The organism is Streptomyces sp. NBC_00631 (assembly GCF_045206895.1).
In the GTDB taxonomy this organism is placed as follows: domain Bacteria; phylum Actinomycetota; class Actinomycetes; order Streptomycetales; family Streptomycetaceae; genus Streptomyces.
The window spans coordinates 10,696,121-10,714,411 of record NZ_CP107734.1 but is presented as its reverse complement, the minus strand read 5'-3'; the positions used below and the strand labels follow the sequence as shown (position 1 = coordinate 10,714,411).

Below are 18,291 nucleotides of genomic sequence, written 5' to 3'. Positions count from 1 at the left end.
CCTGGAGGGCGCGGGTGAACCGTCGCTCGCCCGGCTACCCTTCGAGTGACGGCGCGGTGACTCCCAACTGGTCGGCCCGCTCGGTGAGTTCGCGCCACACCTTCGCGGCGACCGGGATGCCCTTCGCCCCCCGTTCGTCGGCCACCGCCGCACTGCGCTCGCCCGGATAGAACACCCCGTCCGCGCCGTCCGCGACCGGCAGGCTCTTCAGTGTGCCCAGCGTGTCGTCGACCGCGCCGACGAAGGCCTCCGGGTCGCCGAAGGCGGCCGGGTCGATGGCGATGAGCAAGGCGTTCTGCCGGTGCTTGCGGTCGCCCGCGTGGAAGGACGCGAAGATCGGGGCGCCGACCAGGACACTGGTCAGGAGTTCGAAGGCGAGGGACATGCCGGAACCCTTCGCACCGCCCAGCGGCAGGGGCATGACGGCCAGTTCCGGGTCGGTCGTCGGCGTGCCGTCCTCCGTGGCGGCCGCGCCCTCGGGCAGCGGTGTGCCGCTCGCCCTGGCCTGGCGGATCTTGCCGAGGGCGATGGTGGCGGTGGCCATGTCCAGCAGCAGCGGGGCGTGTTCACGGGCGGGCACGGCGATGGCGAGCGGGCTGGTGGCGACGGCCGCGCCCTTGACGCCGGTGTAGCCCATGTTGGGCATGCCGGCCACGAACCCGAGCCCGACCAGGCCCTGTTCGGCGATCCGGGACACGTAATAGCCGATGGCGCCGGTGTGCACCGTGCGGCGGACGCCGACCGAGGCGATGCCGGTCTCGCGGGCCCGCCGTACCGCCTCGTCGGCGGCGGCGGTCAGGGCCACCGGGCCGGGGGCCCGGTCCGCGTCGAGGACGGCGGCGGCCGGAGCGGTCGACTCGGTCCTCATCTGGGGCTGCGCGTTGGCGACGCCCTTGGCGAGCAGGTCCAGGTAGGCGGGGACGCGGGCGGTGCCGTGCGAGTCGACGCCGCGCTGCGCGGCCCAGACGAACACGTCGGCGGTGGTGCGGGCGTGCGCGGCGCTCAGGCCGCCCTTTTCGAGAAGGGCGGCCGAGAACGCGCGCAGGTCGTCGGCGGGCACCAGGATCTTGGTGGGGGTGTTGGACATGGTGACGGTGTGTCTCCTGGCTAGCGGGTGACTAGGACGTCCACGACGGCGGTCGTGCCCTCGGCCACGGCCTTCAGGGCGCGTTCGAGGGCCGGTGCGAGCGCCTCCGACGTGTCGACGGTCTCGGTGTGCATGCCGAACGGCTCGGCGAAGGAGGCGAGCCGGGGCAGCCGGTGCAGATCGGTGCCGAGCCATTCGCCGGTCTCGGCGGCCGCGCCGTCGGGGTAGAACCGGCGGTGGTTGAGGTTCATCGACTTGTAGACACGGTTGTTGAACACCACGATCAGCAACGGCAGTTCGTACGCGTTCGAGGCGTCGTACGAGGGGATCACCGGGTTGTAGGTGAAGGCGCCGTCGCCGATGGTGAGGACCACCGGCCGTTCCTTCGCGGCGAGTTTGACGCCGAGGGCGACCGCGATGCCCTGGCCCAGTCCGCCCTGGACGTAGAAGTAGGAGTCCGGGTCGGCGGTCTGGACGTGACGCTTGACGACCCGGCTGTGGGTGATGGTCTCGTCGACGACGATCGCGTCCTGCCCGTGCAGCAGGGTGCGCAGGGTCGCGGCCACCAGCACCGGGTCGATGCCCTTGGCCTCGGCCGCCTTCGCCTCCGCCGCCGCGATCGCGGACCGCTCGGCGGCATGCCGCTCCTCCTGCGCCGCCCGGCGCACCTCGACCGCCCGCTCGTCGAGGTCCTTCGCCCGCTTGGTCAGCTGCCGCAGCGTGTTGGCGACGTTGCCCTCCAGGTACCGGTCGGCGAACAGCACCTGGTACACCACGTGCGGGCGCTGCGGGACCTCGTCGATCACCACGATCTTCGCCTTGGACGGGCGGCGCGAGGGCGGGTAGAAGGGGGCGCGGCAGTTGACGAGGAGGATCAGGTCGGCCGAGTCCATCCAGGGGCCGATGTCACTGCCCGCGTGCAGCGGGTGGGTGCGCGGGAAGTTGCCGCACACCGCCGAGTCCGGCTCCACGACCGGGATGTTCCAGGCCTCGGCGAAGGCGACGAGGGCCTCGAAGCCGCCCGCCTCGCGTCCCGCCGTCTCGGTGACGATCACCGGGTTGGCGGCCTCGCGGATCAGCTGCGCGACCGGGTCGACCTCCTCCGGCGAACTGTGCGTGGAGCCCGGCGGGACGACGGGCTTGGCCTCGCGGCCGTCCCACTCCTCCAGGAGGATCTCGAGGGGGATGTTCAGGTACGCCGGACCTGCCGGGGCCCGCCAGGCCAGTTCCGCCGCCCGGGTGATCATGGTGGGCAGCGTGTGCACGTCGGCGGCCTCGGTCGACCACTTGGTGAAGGGCTGGGCGATGCCGTGCGGGCCGCCCACGATCGACAGGTTGCGGTACCACTGGCCGCCCGGGTCGTGCCCGGGGGCGTCGCCGTACGTGGTCGACTCGGACGAGGCGACCACCATCGGCACGCCGGCCAGCAGCGCGCCGTGCACGGCCATCGAACCCTGGAGCAGGCCCGGTGCCGCGTGCAGCAGGACGCCCTGCGGGCGGCGCTCCACGAGCCCGTAGCCGGTGGCCATGCCCACCGCCACCGTCTCGTGGGTCAGGTCGAGGTACCGCGGGGCGGGCTCGCCGTCGCGGTGGCGGCGGGCCAGCGCCTCCCACACCGGGGCCCATTCGGACCCCGAGGAGCAGAAGACGTATTCGACGCCCGCCGCGTTGAAGGCGGAGACGACGGCGTCCCCGCCGTCGGTCCGTGGGTTGTTCGTCATCGCCGGTGTTTCCTCAGCCCTCGATCGGCCAGTTCAGGACCTCGGAGATACCGCGGCCCATGATCCATTCAAGCTCCTCGGGCGTGAAGTCCCAGTGCTTGGTGAACTGCTCGATCGTGTCGGTGTAGGTGATGCCGTGGCCGAGCAGCCGGGTGATGTCGGTGCCGTAGAAGCAGCGCTGCGGGCCCATCTTGTCGACCATCTCGCGCACGTACTTCTGGATGTTGTTGTTCGGGAAGGGCTGCGTGGAGTAGCCCGGCAGCGCCGAGACCTTGACGTAGATGTTCGGGTGGACGTGCAGGTCGGCGGTCTCCGAGACCCAGTAGCCGATCGCGTCGTCGACGCAGCGGGCCATGATGCCCATGTGGTCGATGATGATCTTCAGCTCGGGGTGCTTGGCGGCGATCTCGCCCAGCTCGCGCTTCCAGATCGGCGCGTGGACCATGGTCGGGATGCGCAGCTCCTCGGCGATCGGCCAGTACCAGTCGTTGGTGCCGTCGATCATCCAGTTGCGGTCCTGCGGCCGGTGGAAGGTGAGCCGGGTGCCCTTGACGTGCGGGTTCTGGGCGAAGTCCTTGAGCATGGCCTTGCCCTCTTCGGGCTTGTTCTGCGGGATGCGGGCCATGATGCCGAACCGGTCCGGGTGGGCCTCGCAGGCCTCCAGGGCGTAGTCGATGCGGTCGCCCTCCCAGGACGGCGGCAGGATGAGCGCCCGGTTCACGCCGGCCTCGTCCATCAGCTCCAGGGCCTCCTCGTAGGAGAAGGGGTCCTCGCGGTGGCCGTTGAGCCGGATCCGCTCACGGGCGCCGGGCACCCAGGGGCGCTCCGGGGTCTCTTCCTTCCAGATGTGGATCTGCGTGTCGACGACGAACATGGCGCGAACTCTTTCTCTCGAACGGAGCTTGGGGTGGTACGGAAGGAACGCTAGGCAAACCGCGAGCTCTTGCGGAGATCCCGGAGCGCAAGCTGTTGTTGCGCGAAACCGCGCTGTTCGCGGGGCAGATGGCCGCTGTTTCAGGCGTCGCCGAAGACGGCCGCGGTGATGTGTTCGGCGATCGCCATGGAGGCCGTGGCGGCCGGCGAGGGCGCGTTGCGTACGGCCGTGATCCGGCCGACCTGGTGGATGCGGAAGTCGTCGACGAGTGTGCCGTCGCGGTCCAGTGCCTGGGCGCGTACGCCCGCGCCGCCGCGCACCACGTCACGGACGCCGACTTCCGGGACGTACTGCCCTGCGTCCTTCATGAAGGCGGCGGTGGAGAAGGAGCCGCGGTACTCCTTGATGCCGGTACGCCAGTGCTGGGCGGCCATCTTCCAGGCGCCCGGATAGGCCGCGAGGGCCAGCAGGTCCCGGGGTGAGACCCTGGTGCGCCGGTACCCCTCCTTGGCGAGGGCCAGGACGGCGTTGGGGCCGACCTCCACCGAGCCGTCGACGCGCGGGGTGAAGTGCACGCCCAGGAAGGGGTAGCGGGGATCGGGCACGGGGTAGATCAGTCCGCGCACGAGATGCGCCCGGTCCGGCCTGAGCAGCATGTACTCGCCGCGGAAGGGGACGATCCGGGGTTCCTGCTTGTCCTGGGCGAGCCGGGCTACGGAGTCGGACTGCAGGCCGGCGCAGAGGATCAGCCGGTCCACGCGGACCCGGTCCTGTCCGGAGGCGACTTCGATGCCCGCGGGCACCGTGGTGATCGAGGTGACCGGGAAGCCGAGACGCACCTCCCCGCCCGAGTCCACCACGTCCTTCGCGAAGGCGCGGGCGACCGCCGGGTAGTCGGTGATCGCGGTGCGCGGGGAGTGCAGGGCCGCGATGCCTCCGGCGTGCGGCTCCAGCTCCCTGATCTCCTCCCGGGAGACCTTCCGCAGCTCGGGCACATGGTTGTTCTTCGCCCGCTCGTACAGGTTCTCCATCCGGCCGAGTTCGTCCTCGCGCACCGCCACGACCAGCTTGCCGATCTCGTCGTACGGCAGCCGCCGGTCCTGGCAGTACTCGCGCAGCAGGGACACGCCCCGCACGCACAGGTCGGCCTTGAGGCTGCCGGGCGTGTAGTAGATGCCCGCGTGCACCACGCCGGAGTTGTGGCCGGTCTGGTGCCGGGAGACCTCGGGCTCCTTCTCGAAGACCACGACCCGGGTGCCGGGGCGGCGCAGGACGATCTCGCGGGCCGTGGCCAGGCCCACGATGCCGGCGCCGACGACGCCGATCGTCTCGTCAGCCATGGGACCGCTCCGGGACACCGATGTTGACGGCCACCGTCTTGACACGCGTGGAGAACCTCAGGACTTCCTCGCCCTGCTCCTTGTAGCCCGTGCCGGAGTCGTGGAAGCCGCCGAACGGCAGATGGACGTCCCAGCCGGTGGTCGTCGTGTTGACCGCGACCTGCCCGCACTCGGCCTGGTCGGCGAAGTGGTACGCCGAGCTGAGGTCGCGGGTGAACACGGCGGCGGCGAGACCGAATGCGGAGTCGTTGACCGCCTCCACGGCCGCGGCGAAGCCGTCGACCGCGCGGACGGCGAGGACGGGGCCGAAGACCTCCTCCCGCCAGACGGCCATCTGCGGGGTGACGCCCGCGAGGACCGTGGGTTCCACGTAGCAGCCGTGGGGCCGTTCGCTGTCCGCCCGGCCTCCGGTGAGCACCGTCGCGCCCTGTTCCACCGCCCTGCCCAGGTCGGTGAGGACGCTGTCGCGCTGCTTCGGGCTCGACAGCGGGCACAGGGTGGTCGCCGGGTCGGTGCCGGGTCCGACGGTCAGCGCCCGGACCTCCGCGACCAGCAGCGCGACGAACTCGTCGTGCACCGGCTGCTCGACGATCACCCGGCTGGTGGCCGTGCAGCGCTGCCCGGCCTGGCCGAAGGAGGCGGCCACCACGGCCTTCGCGGCGGACGGCAGGTCGGCGTCGCGCAGCACCACGGAGGCGTTCTTGCCGCCGAGCTCGCCCTGGAAGCGGACGTTGCGGTCGGCGAGGCGGCGCCGGATGCGGTTGCCCACGGCGTTGGAGCCGGTGAAGGTGATGCCGACGATCCGGGGGTCGTCGAGGAGGGCCTCCTCGATCTCGGCGGTCCGGCCGGTGACGACGTTCAGGACGCCGGCGGGCAGGCCCGCGTCGTGCAGGGCGCGGGCGAAGTGGAGCCCCGACAACGGTGTCTCGGTGGCCGGCTTGAACACGGCCGCGTTGCCGGTGGCGAGCAGCGGGGCGAGCTTGCGGGCCGGGGTGATCAGCGGGTCGTTCCAGGGGCTGATCACCAGGATCACACCGATCGGCTCGCGCTGGGTGTGCGTGCGGTGGTTCGGGCGCACGTCGTGCAGGAGGGTGCCGTAGCCCTGGCGGGACAGGCCCGCGTAGTACTCCAGGAAGTCGGCGGCCTTCAGGGTCTCGCCGGTGGCCTCCGCAAGGGTCTTGCCGTTCTCGGCGGTGACGTCGGCGGCGATCTCCCCGGCCCGCTCCCGGATCAGCCGGGCCGCCTCGGTGAGGACACGGGCCCGCTCGAAGGGGCTGGTGCGCTTCCAGACGGCGAAGCCGCGCTCGGCGTGGTCATAGGCCCGGGTGACGTCCTTGGTGGACAGGGCCGGGACTCGGGCGAGGGGGGTGCGGACGTCGGCGGGGTCGTGGACGTCGATCCATTCGCCGGTCCTCACCCACTCCCCACCGGAGAGGGTTTCCAGAGTGCGCATGGAGATCACTTCCTTCGTCGTCCGCGATGCCGCCCGTGAGGGCCGTCTGCGACAACACACCATGTGAGAGGGGGTCCACCAGCCCCGCGGGGGCAGGCATTGGTTGCGCTGTGCGCGGGTCGTCGAGCGCATGATCCATGCTGGAATCGGGCGGGTCGGACACGTTCTGAGGAGAAAACGGATGGCATACACGGTCGTCGCCCACTATCGCTGCGCGCCCGCCGACGAGGGCGTGGTGCGGGCCGCGCTGCTGAAGGCGCGCCAGGCCACGCGGACGGAGCCCGCGAACCTGATGTACGAGGTGCATGTGGTGGAGGGCGAGCCGGGTGGGTTCCTGTTGTACGAGCGGTACGTCGACCGGGAGGGGTTCGAGGCGCACAAGGCGGCCGCGCACTTCCAGGAGGTCGTCGTGGGGGTGGTGTGGCCGTTGCTCGTGGAGCGCACGGTGACGTTCGCCGAGGTGATCTAGCGTCTGCCGGGTTTGTGCAGGTGAAGAGGGCTCGGGTGGACTGCGGTTGCTCGCGCAGTTCCCCGCGCCCCTCTCCGGGGCGCGGGGAACTGCGCGACCAGCCACGACGGTGCCGCGGTCGGCGGACGGCAGACCGCGGCACATGCGGCGGAACGCTCAGAACTCGTTGCCCCAGCAGTAGCGGGCGACGGTCTCGACCAGTACGAGCTTGCGGCGCTGTACATCCGCGGTCAGCAGTGGCCTCGACGCCACATCCGCGAAGCCCCGTGACGGGGACACCGCGCCGTCCTCCAGGTCCTTGAACTCGCCCACCGCGTCGATGCGGCCCATGACGATGTCGATGTCCTCCGACTCGGACGCGGTCGCGTCGACCACGCCCAGGCAGAAGTCCCTGTCGTCCGGCAGGGCCTTGACGAGGTCGAGTTCGGCCGGCGTGCCCTGGTCGAACGGGAGGATCCAGCGGTCGGCGCCGATGCCGGCGTACAGCTGCTCGGCGCGGGTCCGGTCCACCTGGGACGGGGCCGACCAGCCGGGTGCCAAGGCGATCCGGACACCCTCCGGACGCTCGTCCAGGCGCACCGCCAGGGCGTCGACGTCGAGCGCGTCCGCGAAGGACAGGGCGCCGGGGTCGGCCGGCTCGGTGCCCACCTGGGCGAGCAGGAGCGGGTTGTCGAGCTGGATCAGGCGGACACCCTTCGAGACCAGCAGCTCGATCTCGGCCCGGACGATCTCCGCGAGGGCCTCGCCCAGCTCCCGGGCCGAGGAGACGCCGAGACCCGGCTGGAAGGTGGTGGCGGCCAGGTAGGCCGGGGAGGGCAGGGTGGCCTTCGGGGCGATCACCGTCAGGCCGGCGAGCTTGGCGGCCCAGTCGGCGACCAGGGGGCCGTTGGCCTTGGGCAGCGCCTCGGCGACCCAGCGGACCAGGCCGTCCGGGCCCTCCTCGTCGGTACGGCGGAAGCCCGACACGCCGTCGAGGACGGCGCTGCGGAAGTCCTCACGCGGGAAGTCGCCGTCGGTGACGACGGTGGAGCGCAGCGCGCGCTGGTAGGCGACCGCCTCCCGGACCGCCGTGTCGACGGACTCCGGGTCGGCGGTGGACAGGCCCACCGGGCGGACCAGGCTGCCGTGGTGGTCGATGCGGTAGTTGAACGTGTCCGCCATGGTGTCAGTCCTTTCCGCCGGTGACGCCCCACGCGGCGAACTCCAGCTCGTAGCCGAGTTCCTTCAGGACCTCCTCGGCGATCCGCTGGTCCTCGTCCGCGGTGCCGCCCGCGATGCCGAGCCCGCCGATGATCTCGCCGTCCTTCTTGATGGTGACGCTGCCCTCGGCGGCCATGATCGGCAGAGCCGCGCCGGGGAGCTGGGAGAGCTGGGCGAAGAAGACGGGCTGGCTCTCCTGCCACTTCTTCAGCATGGGGCCGGGGCGCTGCATGACGGCGGCGGTGTAGGCCTTGGCGCGGGCGATGTCGGGGGTGAGCGGGCGGGCGCCGTCGGGGCGGCGGATGGCGATCGGGAAGCCGCCGGCGTCCACGACGGCGACGCTCACCGCCTTGCCGATCTCCCGGGCTCGTTGGTGGGCGGCGCCGATGATCTCCTCGGCGGCGGCCAGGGTGAGGCTGGTCATGCTGCTTCCTTCGGTGCGGTGAGGGTGCGGCGGAGCCGGGCGACGGCGGCGTTGTACTGCTCGGGCGCCTCCCAGTACATGGAGTGCGGGGCGTCCGGGACGATCTCCAGGTGCGAGCCGGTCAGCAGCTCGTGGGCGCGGGTGACGGTCTTGACGCTGAGGACGGCGTCCTTCTCTCCCGCGAGGAAGGCGACCCTGACGCCGGAGGCCCGGATCTCCTCCAGGGAGGGGCCGTCGGTGTCGAGGTTGCGCAGGTCCTGCATCTTGGCGACGTTGAACGTGCCCATCTGCTGGAAGAGGAAGGTCAGGTCGGCCCGTGTCTGCTGGAACGATTTAGTCAGCAGCCGGTCGATGACGGGCAGCTTCACGGCCTCCGCCCGGTCGGCGGCGGCCAGCTCCTTCAGCTCGGGGTGGCTGATGCCGCCGAGGGAGTGGCCGAGGACGACCGAGGAGACGCGTTCGGGGCGGAGCAGACCGGCGCGCAGGGCGGCGACGGAGCCGATGGACTGGCCGACCAGCATGGCGTCGGTGATGTCCTCGTGGTCGAGGACGGCGACCACGTCACCGGGGAAGTCCTGGCCGTCGAACTCGTCCATCGAGGAGTCGGACTTGCCGAACCCGCGCAGGTCCACGGTGATCACCGTGAACTCCTCGCGCAGTGCGGCCACTTGCTGCCACCAAGCGGCGTGGTGTCCGCCGCTGCCGTGCACGAACAGAATGGCCGGGCCGCTGCCGTGGCGCTCGTAATAGATGGATGTGCCGTCGGAGTCGGCGATGGACATGGGGTGAACTCCCGTAGTGGTGCGCTTAGTTGGGGCGGCGGCTGTGGTAGACGAGCTCGATCATGGTGTGGTCGGGATCGTGGATGTAGCAGAACTTGGACTGGTTCTCCGGGCGCTCGATCGGCCGGGTGTACCGGATGCCCAGCTCCTTGAGGTGGGCGAGGAACTCGTCCCAGTCGTCGACCTCGACGGCGAAGTGGTAGGGCGCCATGCGCTCCATCTCCTCCACCGGAGTGAAGTGCAGGTCGAAGTTGCCCCGGGTCATCAGCACCACGCGGGTGTTGGACTTGGGCTGGATCCGCTTCATCCCGAAGACCTTCGTGTACCAGGCGGCGGTCCGGTCCGGGTCGGTGGTGGGGAAGTTGACGTGGTGGATGTAACGCGGTTCCGCGCTCATGGGTGGTTCCCTTCCAGATGTACGGGGTTGGACAGCACGCCGATGCCGCTGATCTCGATGTCCACGGTGTCGCCGGGCTCCAGTTGGCAGGTGGACTCCGCGCCCATCCACAGCACGTCACCGGGGTGCAGGGTGATGTGCCGGGTGATCTCGACGATGTGGTCGAAGGGGTCGAAGACCATGTCCCCGGTGGGGAACTCGGCCCGGACCTCGCCGTTGACACGCAGTGTGGTCGTCTGGGCCAGCGCGTCGGCCTCGGTCTCGATCCACGGCCCCATCGGCTTGAACGTGTCGCTGTTCTTGCTCCGCCAGAACGTGCGGTCCTGGTGCTGCCAGGTGCGGGCGCTGACGTCGTTGCCGATGGTCCAGCCGAAGACCGACTTCCGGGCGTCCTCGTACGTCGCGTGCCGGACCGTGCGCCCGATGACGGCGACGAGCTCGGGCTCGGCCTCGAACCGTCCGGTCACCTCGGCCGGTCTGACGATCGGCGTACGGTGGCCGGTGAGCGCGTTGTTGGCCCGGTAGCCGACCTCGGGACGCTCGGGTGTCGCGGCGCCGGCGTGTTCGATGTGCCGGGGGTAGTTGTAGCCGACGGCGTAGAACACCCCCGGCACGACGGGCGGCAGCCAGACGGCCTCGGCCACGGGGACCGTGCCGAGAACGTCGGGTTCGCCGTCGATCGGGGAGCCGGAGAGGAGTTCGACGTCCGTCTCCCCGACCCGGCCCCAGACCGCCCGGCCGTCCACCGAGATGCGTGCGTACCTCATGGCGTCAGCAGGTGGGAGACGCGCTTGGTGACCAGGTAGGCGTCGAGGGCCTCGGGCCCGCCCTCGCGGCCGTAGCCGCTGTCCTTGACCCCGCCGGAGGGCGCTTCGTGGACCGAGCCGCCGCAGTGGTTGAGGGAGAGGATGCCTGCCTCCAGCCCGTCCGACAGCTTCTCGGCGGTCGCGGACGACCGGGTGAAGCCGTAGGCGGCCAGGCCGTACGGCAGCGAGTTGGCGACGGCCAGGGCGTCGTCGAGGCCGGCGAAGGGCACGATCGGCGCCAGCGGCCCGAACGGCTCCTCGGACAGCAGGTCCGCGTCCGCCGGTACGTCGGTGAGGACGGTCGGCGCGAAGAAGTACCCGGGGCGGTCGAGCCGTTCCCCACCCGTGAGCACCTTCGCGCCCTTGTCCACCGCATCCTTGACGAGCCGCTCGACCGACCGCAGCCGGCGCTCGTTGGCGAGGGGGCCCATGGTGGTGCCCTGGGCGAGACCGTCGCCGACGACGACCGAGTCGGCGGCCTTCACGAACTCGGCGGTGAACTCCTCGACGAGGGACTCGTGGACGAGGAAGCGGCTGGGCGAGGTGCACACCTGACCGGCGTTGAAGAACTTCGCCTGGGCGGCGCGACGGGCGGCCTGACCGGCATCGGCGTCGGCGCACACGATCACCGGGGCGTGGCCGCCCAGCTCCATCAGGGAGGGCTTCATGACCCTGCCGGCCTCGGCGGCGAGCAGCTTGCCGACCGGGACCGAGCCGGTGAAGGCGATCAGCCGGGTCACCGGGGAGGCGATGAGGTGCGCGGAGACCTCGGCCGGCTCCCCGAAGACCAGGTTGAGCACTCCGGCGGGCAGTCCCGCGTCCGCGTAGCACTCCACCAGGGCGGCGGCCGTCGCCGGGGTCTCCTCCGAGGCCTTGATGATCAGCGAGCAGCCGGCCGCGAGGGCGGAGGAGATCTTGCGGTTGGGGCCGCCGACCGGGAAGTTCCAGGGCACGAAGGCGGCGACGGGCCCGATGGGCTCGCGGCGGACCGTGAGGATCGTGCCGGGCACGGACGGGATGATGCGGCCGTAGGCGCGGCGGGCGTCCTCGGCGTGCCAGCGCAGGGTCTCGGCGGTGCGCCTGGCCTCGTTGGTGGACTCGGTGAGGGTCTTGCCCTGCTCCAGGGTCATCACCCGGCCGATCTGGGCGGCGCGCTCGGCTATCAGGTCGGCGGCGCGGTCCAGGATCGCGGAGCGCTTGGCGATCGAGGCCGTGCGCCACACCTTGAAGCCGTGCTCGGCGGCTTCGAGCGCGCGGTCGAGGTCGGCCGCGGTGGTGAGCGGGACCTCGCCGATCGGTTCCTCGGTGGCGGGGTTGACGACGGGGGCGGTCTGTCCGGAGCCGCCCTGGCACCATTCGCCCGCGATGTACATGCGGACGGCGGGGTAGCCGTTGTCGGTGGTCATGAAGGGGGTGTCCTCTCGGATTCAGGACGAGGCGGCGGGGGCTTCCTGGTCGCGGTTGGTGCGCAGGGCCCAGATGTGATGCGGCGGGGTCGTCTCGTGGACCCGGGTGCCGTACTTCTCGTCGGCCCGGTCCATGTCGGCCGCGTACTCGACGCGGCCGCCGCACGGGGCGTGCAGGAAGCGGAAGACGTTGGAACCGATGGTGTGCCGGCCGAGCCTGCGGGCCTCCCGCCAGCCCCGCTCGATCATGTGGTTGCCGCCCTCGATCACGTCGTCGAAGCCGGGCACCTCGTAGGCGATGTGGTTGACGCCCGCCTTGTCGGGGCGGTGGCACAGCAGCATGGTGTGCTGGTCGTCGTCGCCGGGGGCCTGCATGAACACGCCCATCGGCTCGACCACGTCGGTCGGGCGGAACCCGAGCCGGTCGGCATAGAAGCCGACGGCCTCCTCCCGGCCCTCCTTGGGGATGTTCAGGGCGACATGGCACATGCGCAGCGGGCGGACCCGGGTGATCGGTTCCAGGGCGGTGTTCCAGCGGGTGACGGTGCCGAGCGTGTTGGCCGGCCGGGGCGTGACGGGGGCCGGGGCGGGGCGGGCCAGGGTCAGGCCGACGCCGAAGCCGGTCTCGTCGACGGTGTGGTGGACACCGTCGGCGCTCTCGCGGACCTCGCGGTCCCGGCCCGCCTCCGCCACCAGCCGCTCCAGCTCCTGCGGTGTGTCGACGCCCCAGACGACCTCGCGCAGCGTCGGCCCGTTTTCGACGGGGGCCGGCAGCAGCGGCGACGGCAGGGTGTCGAGGTGGAGGGACTGGCCGGTGCGGGTCTCGAACACCGCGTGTTCGTCGGTCAGTTCCACCATGAACAGCCCGAAGTCGTCGAAGAACCGGACACATACGCCGAGGTCGTCGATGCCGTACGTGACCGATTCGATTCTCTGGATTCCCATGGATTCCTCGTTTCCGGGTCGCCTCGCGAGCGTAGGTTTCGGCTCGTGAGGGGCTCAATGGCCTGAGCTCTACGGAATGCGCAAGCGTTTCTTGCGGCTTGGGCCACACCGGCCGCGGGCCACTCGGGCACCGGGCCGCCCGGCCTACGACCGGATCGCGGGAATCGGGTTCTGCGCGAACCACTCGGCGAGGAAGTCCAGGAAGACGCTGATCTTGCGCGGGGTGTCCTGCCCCGGTCCGTAGATCGCGTAGAGCGGGCGGTCGGGTACGGCGAGATCGGGCAGCAGCACCTGGAGGGCGCCGGAGACGAGGTCGTCGTAGGCCGGGCGCTGGGGCAGCAGGGCGATGCCGCGGCCGTGCACCGCCGCCTTCTGCAGGGCGATGTAGGAGTTGGACGAGAACGCGATGTTGCGGATCTTGTGCAGGGTGCTCGCGTGCCCGTGGCCGATCCGCCAGACCGGGTCGTTGAGGTGGACCAGGCAGTCGTGGGCGGCCAGGTCGTTCGGGTGGTCGAGCGCGCCGCACCGCTCGATGTACTCCGCCGAGGCGCACAGCACGAACGGCAGTGAGGCGATCTTCTTCAGCCGGACGCTGGAGTCCCTGAGGTCCCGGGTGTGGAAGGCGACGTCGAATCCGCTGTCCAGGAAGTCGTAGGTGCGGTCCGACATCCCGCCGAGTTCGAACCGGACCTGGATCTTCGGATGCGCCGCCGAGAACGCGGCGATGGCGTCGCCGAGGTCGAGGCTGCCTATCCACTTGGGGCAGATGACGCTGAGGGTCCCCTCGGGCCGGTCGTGGCGCTGGGCGATGCCGGCGTCCTCCGCCTCTATCTCGTCCAGGATCCGGGCAGCGAACTCGGCGTAGCGCTGGCCGGGCTCGGTGAGGCTCACGGAGCGGGCGGTGCGGTTGACCAGACGTACGCCGATCTGCCGCTCCAGCTCCGCCACGTGCCGGGACACCAGGGAACCGGACGAGCCGAGTTTCTTGGCGGCTCCGCTGAAACTGCCGACCTGGGCGACGGTCACGAAGCTGTGCATGAGGAGCAAGCGGTCCATTTTCCCTCCGAACGCGCGTGCGGCTCGCTCGCGCTGGTCACCCACACAAATCGAATGTCGGCAATCCTGTCAACGGCTCTCGTCTTAAAAGACCGGCCGCGTTTCTCATGGTCAGACCCTGGATGGGGCTCCGTCCTGGGCGATCCGGCCGTAGCCGCGGATGTCCGGGAACGGGGGTTCCCGGTCGGCCTGGAGGTCGACCTGGAAGGTGTTCAGGCACATGCCGAGCATGGTGAAGTTGCCGAGGGCGCCGATCGTGTCGACCAGACCCTTGGGACCGAAGTGCGCCAGGGCGCGGGCGAAGGTCTCGTCGGTGACGAAATGCTCCTCCAGGATCTCCCGGCAGAACTGGTAGAACGCCTGGTCCGCCTCGTCCTCGAAGACCGCCTCGCGCTTCTCGGCGATGGCCTCGACGGCCGCCTCCGGGATACCGGCCTCGATCGCCTGGTGGACGTGGGCGTTCCAGGAGTACTGCGCGTCCCAGTTGCGGGCGGCCATCAGCAGGGTCAGTTCGCGCAGGTGCTTGGGGAGGCTGCAGTCGAAACGGGCGAAGGCGCCGAGCGACTCGGCGCGTTCGCACATCTCCGGGCTGTGCAGCCAGACCCGGAACGGGCCGCGGACGGCGCCGCGGCGGCCCGCGATCCGGGCGGCCAGCTCCTGCTGGCGGGGGTCCATGTCGTCTTCGCTGAGAACGGGGAGCCTCATGGGGCCGGTACCTGCCTTCTCTCTCCGGCTGCCGTGGATTGCCAGGTGACGCTACAGCCGCTTCGCAGCCGCTCACACCTCCCGGAGCGCAAGGTAAAACTGCACGCCAGGGGGCACCCCTTCGCGCGCATGCGGCCTAGCGTCGGTCGGCGTAGCGCGTACGTCGTAGTGGAGAGGAACCCCCCGATGACCACGATCATCAAGGCCGCGTCCGTACCCCTGCTGGACCGGGGCGGTGCGGTCGTGACGACACCGCTGATCACCACGCCGTCGGCGGGCGGGGAGAACCTCATCACCAGCGGGATGAGCGTCTACCCGGTCGGCTCCGGGGCGCCGTTGCACTCGCACAACTGCGACGAGCACGTGACCGTCCTTGAGGGCGAGGCGGAGGTGTGGGTGGACGGCGAGGTGACCCGGCTGGAGCGGTTCGACACCACCTATGTCCCGTCCCCCGTCCCTCACCTGTTCCGCAACGTCGGCGACACACCGCTGCGGATCCTGTGGGTGTACTCGTCGGGTTACGTCACGCGGACCTTCACGGCCACCGGGAAGACGGTCGAGCACCTGTCGGCGGAGGACCAGATGGGCTGAGCCGCGGTGTGCCCTGGGACGGCTGGGACGTCCCAGCCGTCCCAGGGCACGCGGGGACGACATGGTGACGGTCCGGCACGGAAACGCTCCGAGTCGTGATCACGCTTCGTGGTCACGAGCACGACAGCACGGAGGTTTCCATGTCCCGTCGGATCCTGAAGAACGGCCTGCTGGCCACGGTCGCGGTCTTCGCGTTCCTGCCCACGGCCGGGGCCGCCACCGCGAGCGCCGCCACCCCGGTCCCCGCGCCCCAGGGAATCGTGCAGTTCTACAACTACACCACCCTGCCCGCGCCGGCGGCCCACCGTCTCCACCACCGGCACTACGCCTACCGCACGGTGGGCCGGGTGGCCACGCACCGTGTCCGGCTCAACGTCCGCTCCGGCCCGAGCACCCGCTACCGGGTGGTGAGCCACCGCCGCCACAACCGGCTCGTCCCGCTGGCCTGCAAGACCTACGGCGGCTCGGTGCGCGGCAACCACACCTGGTACCGGCTCCCGCACCACAAGGGGTACGTCTCCGCCCACTACGTCCGGGTCGGCCGCGCCGTCCCGTGGTGCTGACGGGTTCGCACCGCCGTACTCCCTGACCGCCGAGGCCTGTTCGGGAACCCCGTGTTCTCGAACAGGCCTTCGGCATGCACCCCTCGATTCACCGTCTTCACACCTGTTCGCCGATTGCGGGCCCGGTCCCGGTGGGAAGCCATCCCGACAACAGGGGCGAAACGCCCATAGCGTAATGAAGTCGAGGCACGCAACATGCCGCACTCCGAGGGAGCGAGAACCACCCCACCGGACGAGTCGCCGGCGGCGAGGCTGCGCGAACTGAAGGAGCGTACGGGACTGAGCCTCGCGGCACTGGCCGCCCGCACCCCGTACAGCAAGTCCGCCTGGCACCGCTATCTCTCCGGCGACAAACGACCGCCGCGCCCGGCCGTGGAGGCCCTGGCCCGGCTCGCGGGCGCCGACCCGGCGGCCGTGCTGGCGCTGTGCGAGGCCGCCGAGGAGCCGCCGGCCGCCGAACCGGTCCCGGCCAGGCCACCGGTGGGACGGCGGTGGCGGCTGCCGTTGACCGCGCTCGCGCTGCTCGCCGTGGCCGGGGTGACGGCGGCGGCCGTGACCGTCTCGGACCGGCGCGGGACCCCCGGTGCGCAGCCGGTGTCGGCGGCACCGCGCTGTCACGGCCGGTCCTGCCAGGGCGAGTTGCCGGACGCGTCGGCGTGCGACCGGGACGCGCGGACCAAGAGCCGTGTCACCGGTGTCGCCTACGACGTCCGGCTGCGCTGGTCCCCCGCCTGCGGGACCGTCTGGTCCGAGGTGCGGCTGCACACACCGCACGCCCGGGAGGTCTCCGTCCGGGCCGGGCAGGACGTGCTGTCGGCGAGCTATCCCGCCGAGGACTCGGTCGGCTACACCAGCCCGATGCTCGCGGTGCGGGCGCCCCGGGGAGTGGAGGCGTGTGCGGAGGTAGGGGGGCAGCTGGCCTGCACCGGGCTGGAGGCGGAACCGGCCGGCGAGCAGTAGGAAGGCGCCGCGCCCGTGGAAGGAGCGCGGCGCCGGACCGGTCCGGAGCGACGACCGGTCAGTGGGCGGCGACCAGCTTCTCCTGGTCGCTGCTGGCCTGCGGCTGCCGGGCCGAGCGCAGGGCGGCGATGCCGATGAACACCATCGAGGAGACACCGGCCAGCGCGAAGGCGGTGAAGCCCCAGTCGCCGTTGCCCGCGGCGAGCAGCTGGCCGCCGAGCCAGGGGCCGAAGACGGCGCCGAAGCGGCCCATGCCGGAGGTCCAGCCGACGGCGGTGGCGCGGTTGCCGGGGGTGGAGCGGATGGAGACGGTCGCGTAGATCATCGTCTGGGCACTGTTCAGGAAGACGCCGGTGAGGAAGACGACCAGGGTGGTCACACCCATCGGCATGTGCACGCTGAGCAGGTAGACGCCGGCGGCGGTGAAGGCGAACCAGATCGCCGAGATGCGCGGCGCGCCGAACCGGTCGGCGGCCCGCCCCGCGACCAGCATGCCCACGATGCCGCCGAGGTTGAAGACGACGACGAAGGTGAGGGCGTTGGCGAGCTCGTAGCCCTCGGTGCGCATCAGGGTCGGCAGCCAGGTGGCGACGCCGTAGACCAGCAGCAGACCACCGAAGGAGGCCAGCCAGTAGAGCAGGGTCTGCAGCCACTCGCCGCCGCGGAACAGGTCGAGCAGGGCGTCCCAGCGGTCCGCGGCGGTCTTCCTGGCGGCGACGGCGGGCAGCTCGACCTCGTAGCGGCCGGCGAGGGCCCGGGCCTCCTCGGCGCGGCCCTTGGCGACCAGGAAGCTCAGCGACTCGGGCAGGAGCTTCAGCAGGACGGGGACGAAGAGCAGCGGGAGCACGCAGACCCAGAAGGCGGAGCGCCAGCCGAAGGGGTCCACCAGCCACTTGGCGACGTAGGCGGAGAGGATGCCGCCCGCGTGGTGGGCGGTCATCAGCACGCCGATGGTGATCGCGACCCGGCCGCCCTTGGCGTAGTCGGAGACCATGCTGATCGCGGTCGGCAGCAGCCCGCCGAGGCCGACGCCGGCCAGGGTCCGGCCGAGACCGAAGACCGCGAGGCTCCCGGAGACCGCGCAGATGCCCGAGGCGAGCGAGAACAGCGTGACGCAGGCGATCATCAGCTGCTTGCGGCCGATCCGGTCCGCGATCGTGCCCGCGGTCAGGGCGCCCACCAGCATGCCGAAGGTGGCGTAGGAGCCGAGGTCGCCGGCCTCGTCCGGGGTGATGCCGAAGGTCTTGGTCTCCAGCAGGTGGGGCAGCACCGATCCGTAGATGAACATGTCGAGGCCGTCGAAGAGCACGGCCAGCCAGCACAGACCGACGACCAGCAGGGCCAGTTTGCTGCCGCGAGCGGACAGGGCGGTTGAGGAGGACATCTTTGTTTTCCTCTCGTCCAGGATGCGTTCCCTGGAGGGGAAGCGGTAGAGGGGGTCGACGCGGCTCGTGCGGCTGACCCTTGGTGCGTAGACGCTAAGGATTGGCGGCAAAAACGTCAACACTTTTG

19 protein-coding genes are annotated in these 18,291 nt (G+C 70.9%); 4 read left to right on the top strand and 15 right to left on the bottom strand.

Annotation, left to right across the window (positions count from 1 at the left end; all coding sequences use genetic code 11):
* Positions 1-34: 34 nt before the first annotated feature.
* The 5 genes from OHB00_RS48395 to OHB00_RS48375 all read right to left on the bottom strand — a co-directional run bounded on the left by OHB00_RS48395 (position 35) and on the right by OHB00_RS48375 (position 6,475).
* On the bottom strand, positions 35-1,087 hold the full coding sequence (locus tag OHB00_RS48395) for an Ldh family oxidoreductase (RefSeq protein ID WP_406445073.1): 1,053 nt from the start codon (positions 1,085-1,087) through the stop codon (positions 35-37).
* 20 nt (positions 1,088-1,107) lie between these two features.
* The gene (locus OHB00_RS48390) at positions 1,108-2,808 is read right to left on the bottom strand and encodes a thiamine pyrophosphate-dependent enzyme (protein WP_406445071.1); all 1,701 of its coding nucleotides are present in this window, start codon (positions 2,806-2,808) and stop codon (positions 1,108-1,110) included.
* A gap of 13 nt (positions 2,809-2,821) precedes the next feature.
* Complete coding sequence (locus tag OHB00_RS48385) at positions 2,822-3,682, bottom strand: amidohydrolase family protein (RefSeq protein WP_406445069.1); 861 nt, start codon at positions 3,680-3,682, stop codon at positions 2,822-2,824.
* A 140-nt stretch (positions 3,683-3,822) separates the two neighbouring features.
* Positions 3,823-5,022: an L-2-hydroxyglutarate oxidase gene (gene lhgO / locus OHB00_RS48380; protein ID WP_406445068.1), complete on the bottom strand. Its 1,200-nt coding sequence runs from the start codon at positions 5,020-5,022 to the stop codon at positions 3,823-3,825.
* Positions 5,015-6,475, bottom strand: coding sequence for an aldehyde dehydrogenase family protein (locus OHB00_RS48375; protein WP_406445066.1), 1,461 nt, complete (start codon positions 6,473-6,475; stop codon positions 5,015-5,017). Before OHB00_RS48375 ends, lhgO begins: the two co-directional genes overlap by 8 nt.
* Positions 6,476-6,656: 181 nt before the next feature.
* On the opposite strand from OHB00_RS48375, the gene OHB00_RS48370 reads away from it, so the two are divergent.
* Positions 6,657-6,944: a putative quinol monooxygenase gene (locus OHB00_RS48370; RefSeq protein WP_406445064.1), complete on the top strand. Its 288-nt coding sequence runs from the start codon at positions 6,657-6,659 to the stop codon at positions 6,942-6,944.
* A 156-nt stretch (positions 6,945-7,100) separates the two neighbouring features.
* On the opposite strand, the gene OHB00_RS48365 is transcribed toward OHB00_RS48370, so the two are convergent.
* From OHB00_RS48365 to OHB00_RS48325, 9 genes are all read right to left on the bottom strand, one after another.
* Positions 7,101-8,105, bottom strand: coding sequence for a methionine synthase II (cobalamin-independent)-like protein (locus tag OHB00_RS48365; RefSeq protein ID WP_406445063.1), 1,005 nt, complete (start codon positions 8,103-8,105; stop codon positions 7,101-7,103).
* A 4-nt stretch (positions 8,106-8,109) separates the two neighbouring features.
* On the bottom strand, positions 8,110-8,568 hold the full coding sequence (locus OHB00_RS48360) for a heme-binding protein (protein ID WP_406445061.1): 459 nt from the start codon (positions 8,566-8,568) through the stop codon (positions 8,110-8,112).
* On the bottom strand, positions 8,565-9,350 hold the full coding sequence (locus tag OHB00_RS48355) for an alpha/beta fold hydrolase (RefSeq protein ID WP_406445059.1): 786 nt from the start codon (positions 9,348-9,350) through the stop codon (positions 8,565-8,567). Before OHB00_RS48355 ends, OHB00_RS48360 begins: the two co-directional genes overlap by 4 nt.
* 25 nt (positions 9,351-9,375) lie before the next feature.
* On the bottom strand, positions 9,376-9,747 hold the full coding sequence (locus OHB00_RS48350; RefSeq protein ID WP_406445057.1) for a VOC family protein: 372 nt from the start codon (positions 9,745-9,747) through the stop codon (positions 9,376-9,378).
* Positions 9,744-10,514: a fumarylacetoacetate hydrolase family protein gene (locus tag OHB00_RS48345; RefSeq protein WP_406445055.1), complete on the bottom strand. Its 771-nt coding sequence runs from the start codon at positions 10,512-10,514 to the stop codon at positions 9,744-9,746. The genes OHB00_RS48350 and OHB00_RS48345 overlap by 4 nt, the downstream gene beginning before the upstream one ends.
* On the bottom strand, positions 10,511-11,959 hold the full coding sequence (locus OHB00_RS48340; protein ID WP_406445053.1) for an NAD-dependent succinate-semialdehyde dehydrogenase: 1,449 nt from the start codon (positions 11,957-11,959) through the stop codon (positions 10,511-10,513). The genes OHB00_RS48345 and OHB00_RS48340 overlap by 4 nt, the downstream gene beginning before the upstream one ends.
* Before the next feature lie 21 nt (positions 11,960-11,980).
* The gene (locus tag OHB00_RS48335) at positions 11,981-12,904 is read right to left on the bottom strand and encodes a VOC family protein (RefSeq protein WP_406445051.1); all 924 of its coding nucleotides are present in this window, start codon (positions 12,902-12,904) and stop codon (positions 11,981-11,983) included.
* 144 nt (positions 12,905-13,048) lie between these two features.
* The gene (locus OHB00_RS48330) at positions 13,049-13,960 is read right to left on the bottom strand and encodes a LysR family transcriptional regulator (protein WP_406445050.1); all 912 of its coding nucleotides are present in this window, start codon (positions 13,958-13,960) and stop codon (positions 13,049-13,051) included.
* 111 nt (positions 13,961-14,071) lie between these two features.
* On the bottom strand, positions 14,072-14,635 hold the full coding sequence (locus OHB00_RS48325) for a carboxymuconolactone decarboxylase family protein (protein ID WP_406446325.1): 564 nt from the start codon (positions 14,633-14,635) through the stop codon (positions 14,072-14,074).
* 216 nt (positions 14,636-14,851) lie between these two features.
* On the opposite strand from OHB00_RS48325, the gene OHB00_RS48320 reads away from it, so the two are divergent.
* The 3 genes from OHB00_RS48320 to OHB00_RS48310 all read left to right on the top strand — a co-directional run bounded on the left by OHB00_RS48320 (position 14,852) and on the right by OHB00_RS48310 (position 16,779).
* Positions 14,852-15,256, top strand: a complete 405-nt coding sequence (locus OHB00_RS48320) for a cupin domain-containing protein (RefSeq protein ID WP_181806096.1) — start codon at positions 14,852-14,854, stop codon at positions 15,254-15,256.
* A gap of 140 nt (positions 15,257-15,396) precedes the next feature.
* Positions 15,397-15,819, top strand: a complete 423-nt coding sequence (locus OHB00_RS48315) for an SH3 domain-containing protein (protein WP_406445048.1) — start codon at positions 15,397-15,399, stop codon at positions 15,817-15,819.
* 195 nt (positions 15,820-16,014) lie between these two features.
* On the top strand, positions 16,015-16,779 hold the full coding sequence (locus tag OHB00_RS48310; RefSeq protein ID WP_406445047.1) for a DUF2690 domain-containing protein: 765 nt from the start codon (positions 16,015-16,017) through the stop codon (positions 16,777-16,779).
* A 58-nt stretch (positions 16,780-16,837) separates the two neighbouring features.
* Here OHB00_RS48310 and OHB00_RS48305 read toward each other — a convergent pair whose 3' ends face one another.
* Positions 16,838-18,163, bottom strand: a complete 1,326-nt coding sequence (locus tag OHB00_RS48305; RefSeq protein ID WP_406445045.1) for an MFS transporter — start codon at positions 18,161-18,163, stop codon at positions 16,838-16,840.
* Between the last annotated feature and the right edge of the window lie 128 nt (positions 18,164-18,291).

What these genes read in the sequence shown, in the direction of transcription:
- OHB00_RS48365 (WP_406445063.1), bottom strand. Translation starts at nt 8,105, where the DNA reads ATGGCGGACACGTTCAACTACCGCATCGACCACCACGGCAGCCTGGTC.
- OHB00_RS48325 (WP_406446325.1), bottom strand. Translation starts at nt 14,635, where the DNA reads ATGGACCCCCGCCAGCAGGAGCTGGCCGCCCGGATCGCGGGCCGCCGC.
- OHB00_RS48345 (WP_406445055.1), bottom strand. Translation starts at nt 10,514, where the DNA reads ATGAGGTACGCACGCATCTCGGTGGACGGCCGGGCGGTCTGGGGCCGG.
- OHB00_RS48335 (WP_406445051.1), bottom strand. Translation starts at nt 12,904, where the DNA reads ATGGGAATCCAGAGAATCGAATCGGTCACGTACGGCATCGACGACCTC.
- OHB00_RS48305 (WP_406445045.1), bottom strand. Translation starts at nt 18,163, where the DNA reads ATGTCCTCCTCAACCGCCCTGTCCGCTCGCGGCAGCAAACTGGCCCTG.
- lhgO (WP_406445068.1), bottom strand. Translation starts at nt 5,022, where the DNA reads ATGGCTGACGAGACGATCGGCGTCGTCGGCGCCGGCATCGTGGGCCTG.
- OHB00_RS48390 (WP_406445071.1), bottom strand. Translation starts at nt 2,808, where the DNA reads ATGACGAACAACCCACGGACCGACGGCGGGGACGCCGTCGTCTCCGCC.
- OHB00_RS48340 (WP_406445053.1), bottom strand. Translation starts at nt 11,959, where the DNA reads ATGACCACCGACAACGGCTACCCCGCCGTCCGCATGTACATCGCGGGC.
- OHB00_RS48395 (WP_406445073.1), bottom strand. Translation starts at nt 1,087, where the DNA reads ATGTCCAACACCCCCACCAAGATCCTGGTGCCCGCCGACGACCTGCGC.
- OHB00_RS48315 (WP_406445048.1), top strand. Translation starts at nt 15,397, where the DNA reads ATGTCCCGTCGGATCCTGAAGAACGGCCTGCTGGCCACGGTCGCGGTC.
- OHB00_RS48350 (WP_406445057.1), bottom strand. Translation starts at nt 9,747, where the DNA reads ATGAGCGCGGAACCGCGTTACATCCACCACGTCAACTTCCCCACCACC.
- OHB00_RS48355 (WP_406445059.1), bottom strand. Translation starts at nt 9,350, where the DNA reads ATGTCCATCGCCGACTCCGACGGCACATCCATCTATTACGAGCGCCAC.
- OHB00_RS48360 (WP_406445061.1), bottom strand. Translation starts at nt 8,568, where the DNA reads ATGACCAGCCTCACCCTGGCCGCCGCCGAGGAGATCATCGGCGCCGCC.
- OHB00_RS48375 (WP_406445066.1), bottom strand. Translation starts at nt 6,475, where the DNA reads ATGCGCACTCTGGAAACCCTCTCCGGTGGGGAGTGGGTGAGGACCGGC.
- OHB00_RS48330 (WP_406445050.1), bottom strand. Translation starts at nt 13,960, where the DNA reads ATGGACCGCTTGCTCCTCATGCACAGCTTCGTGACCGTCGCCCAGGTC.
- OHB00_RS48320 (WP_181806096.1), top strand. Translation starts at nt 14,852, where the DNA reads ATGACCACGATCATCAAGGCCGCGTCCGTACCCCTGCTGGACCGGGGC.
- OHB00_RS48385 (WP_406445069.1), bottom strand. Translation starts at nt 3,682, where the DNA reads ATGTTCGTCGTCGACACGCAGATCCACATCTGGAAGGAAGAGACCCCG.
- OHB00_RS48370 (WP_406445064.1), top strand. Translation starts at nt 6,657, where the DNA reads ATGGCATACACGGTCGTCGCCCACTATCGCTGCGCGCCCGCCGACGAG.
- OHB00_RS48310 (WP_406445047.1), top strand. Translation starts at nt 16,015, where the DNA reads ATGCCGCACTCCGAGGGAGCGAGAACCACCCCACCGGACGAGTCGCCG.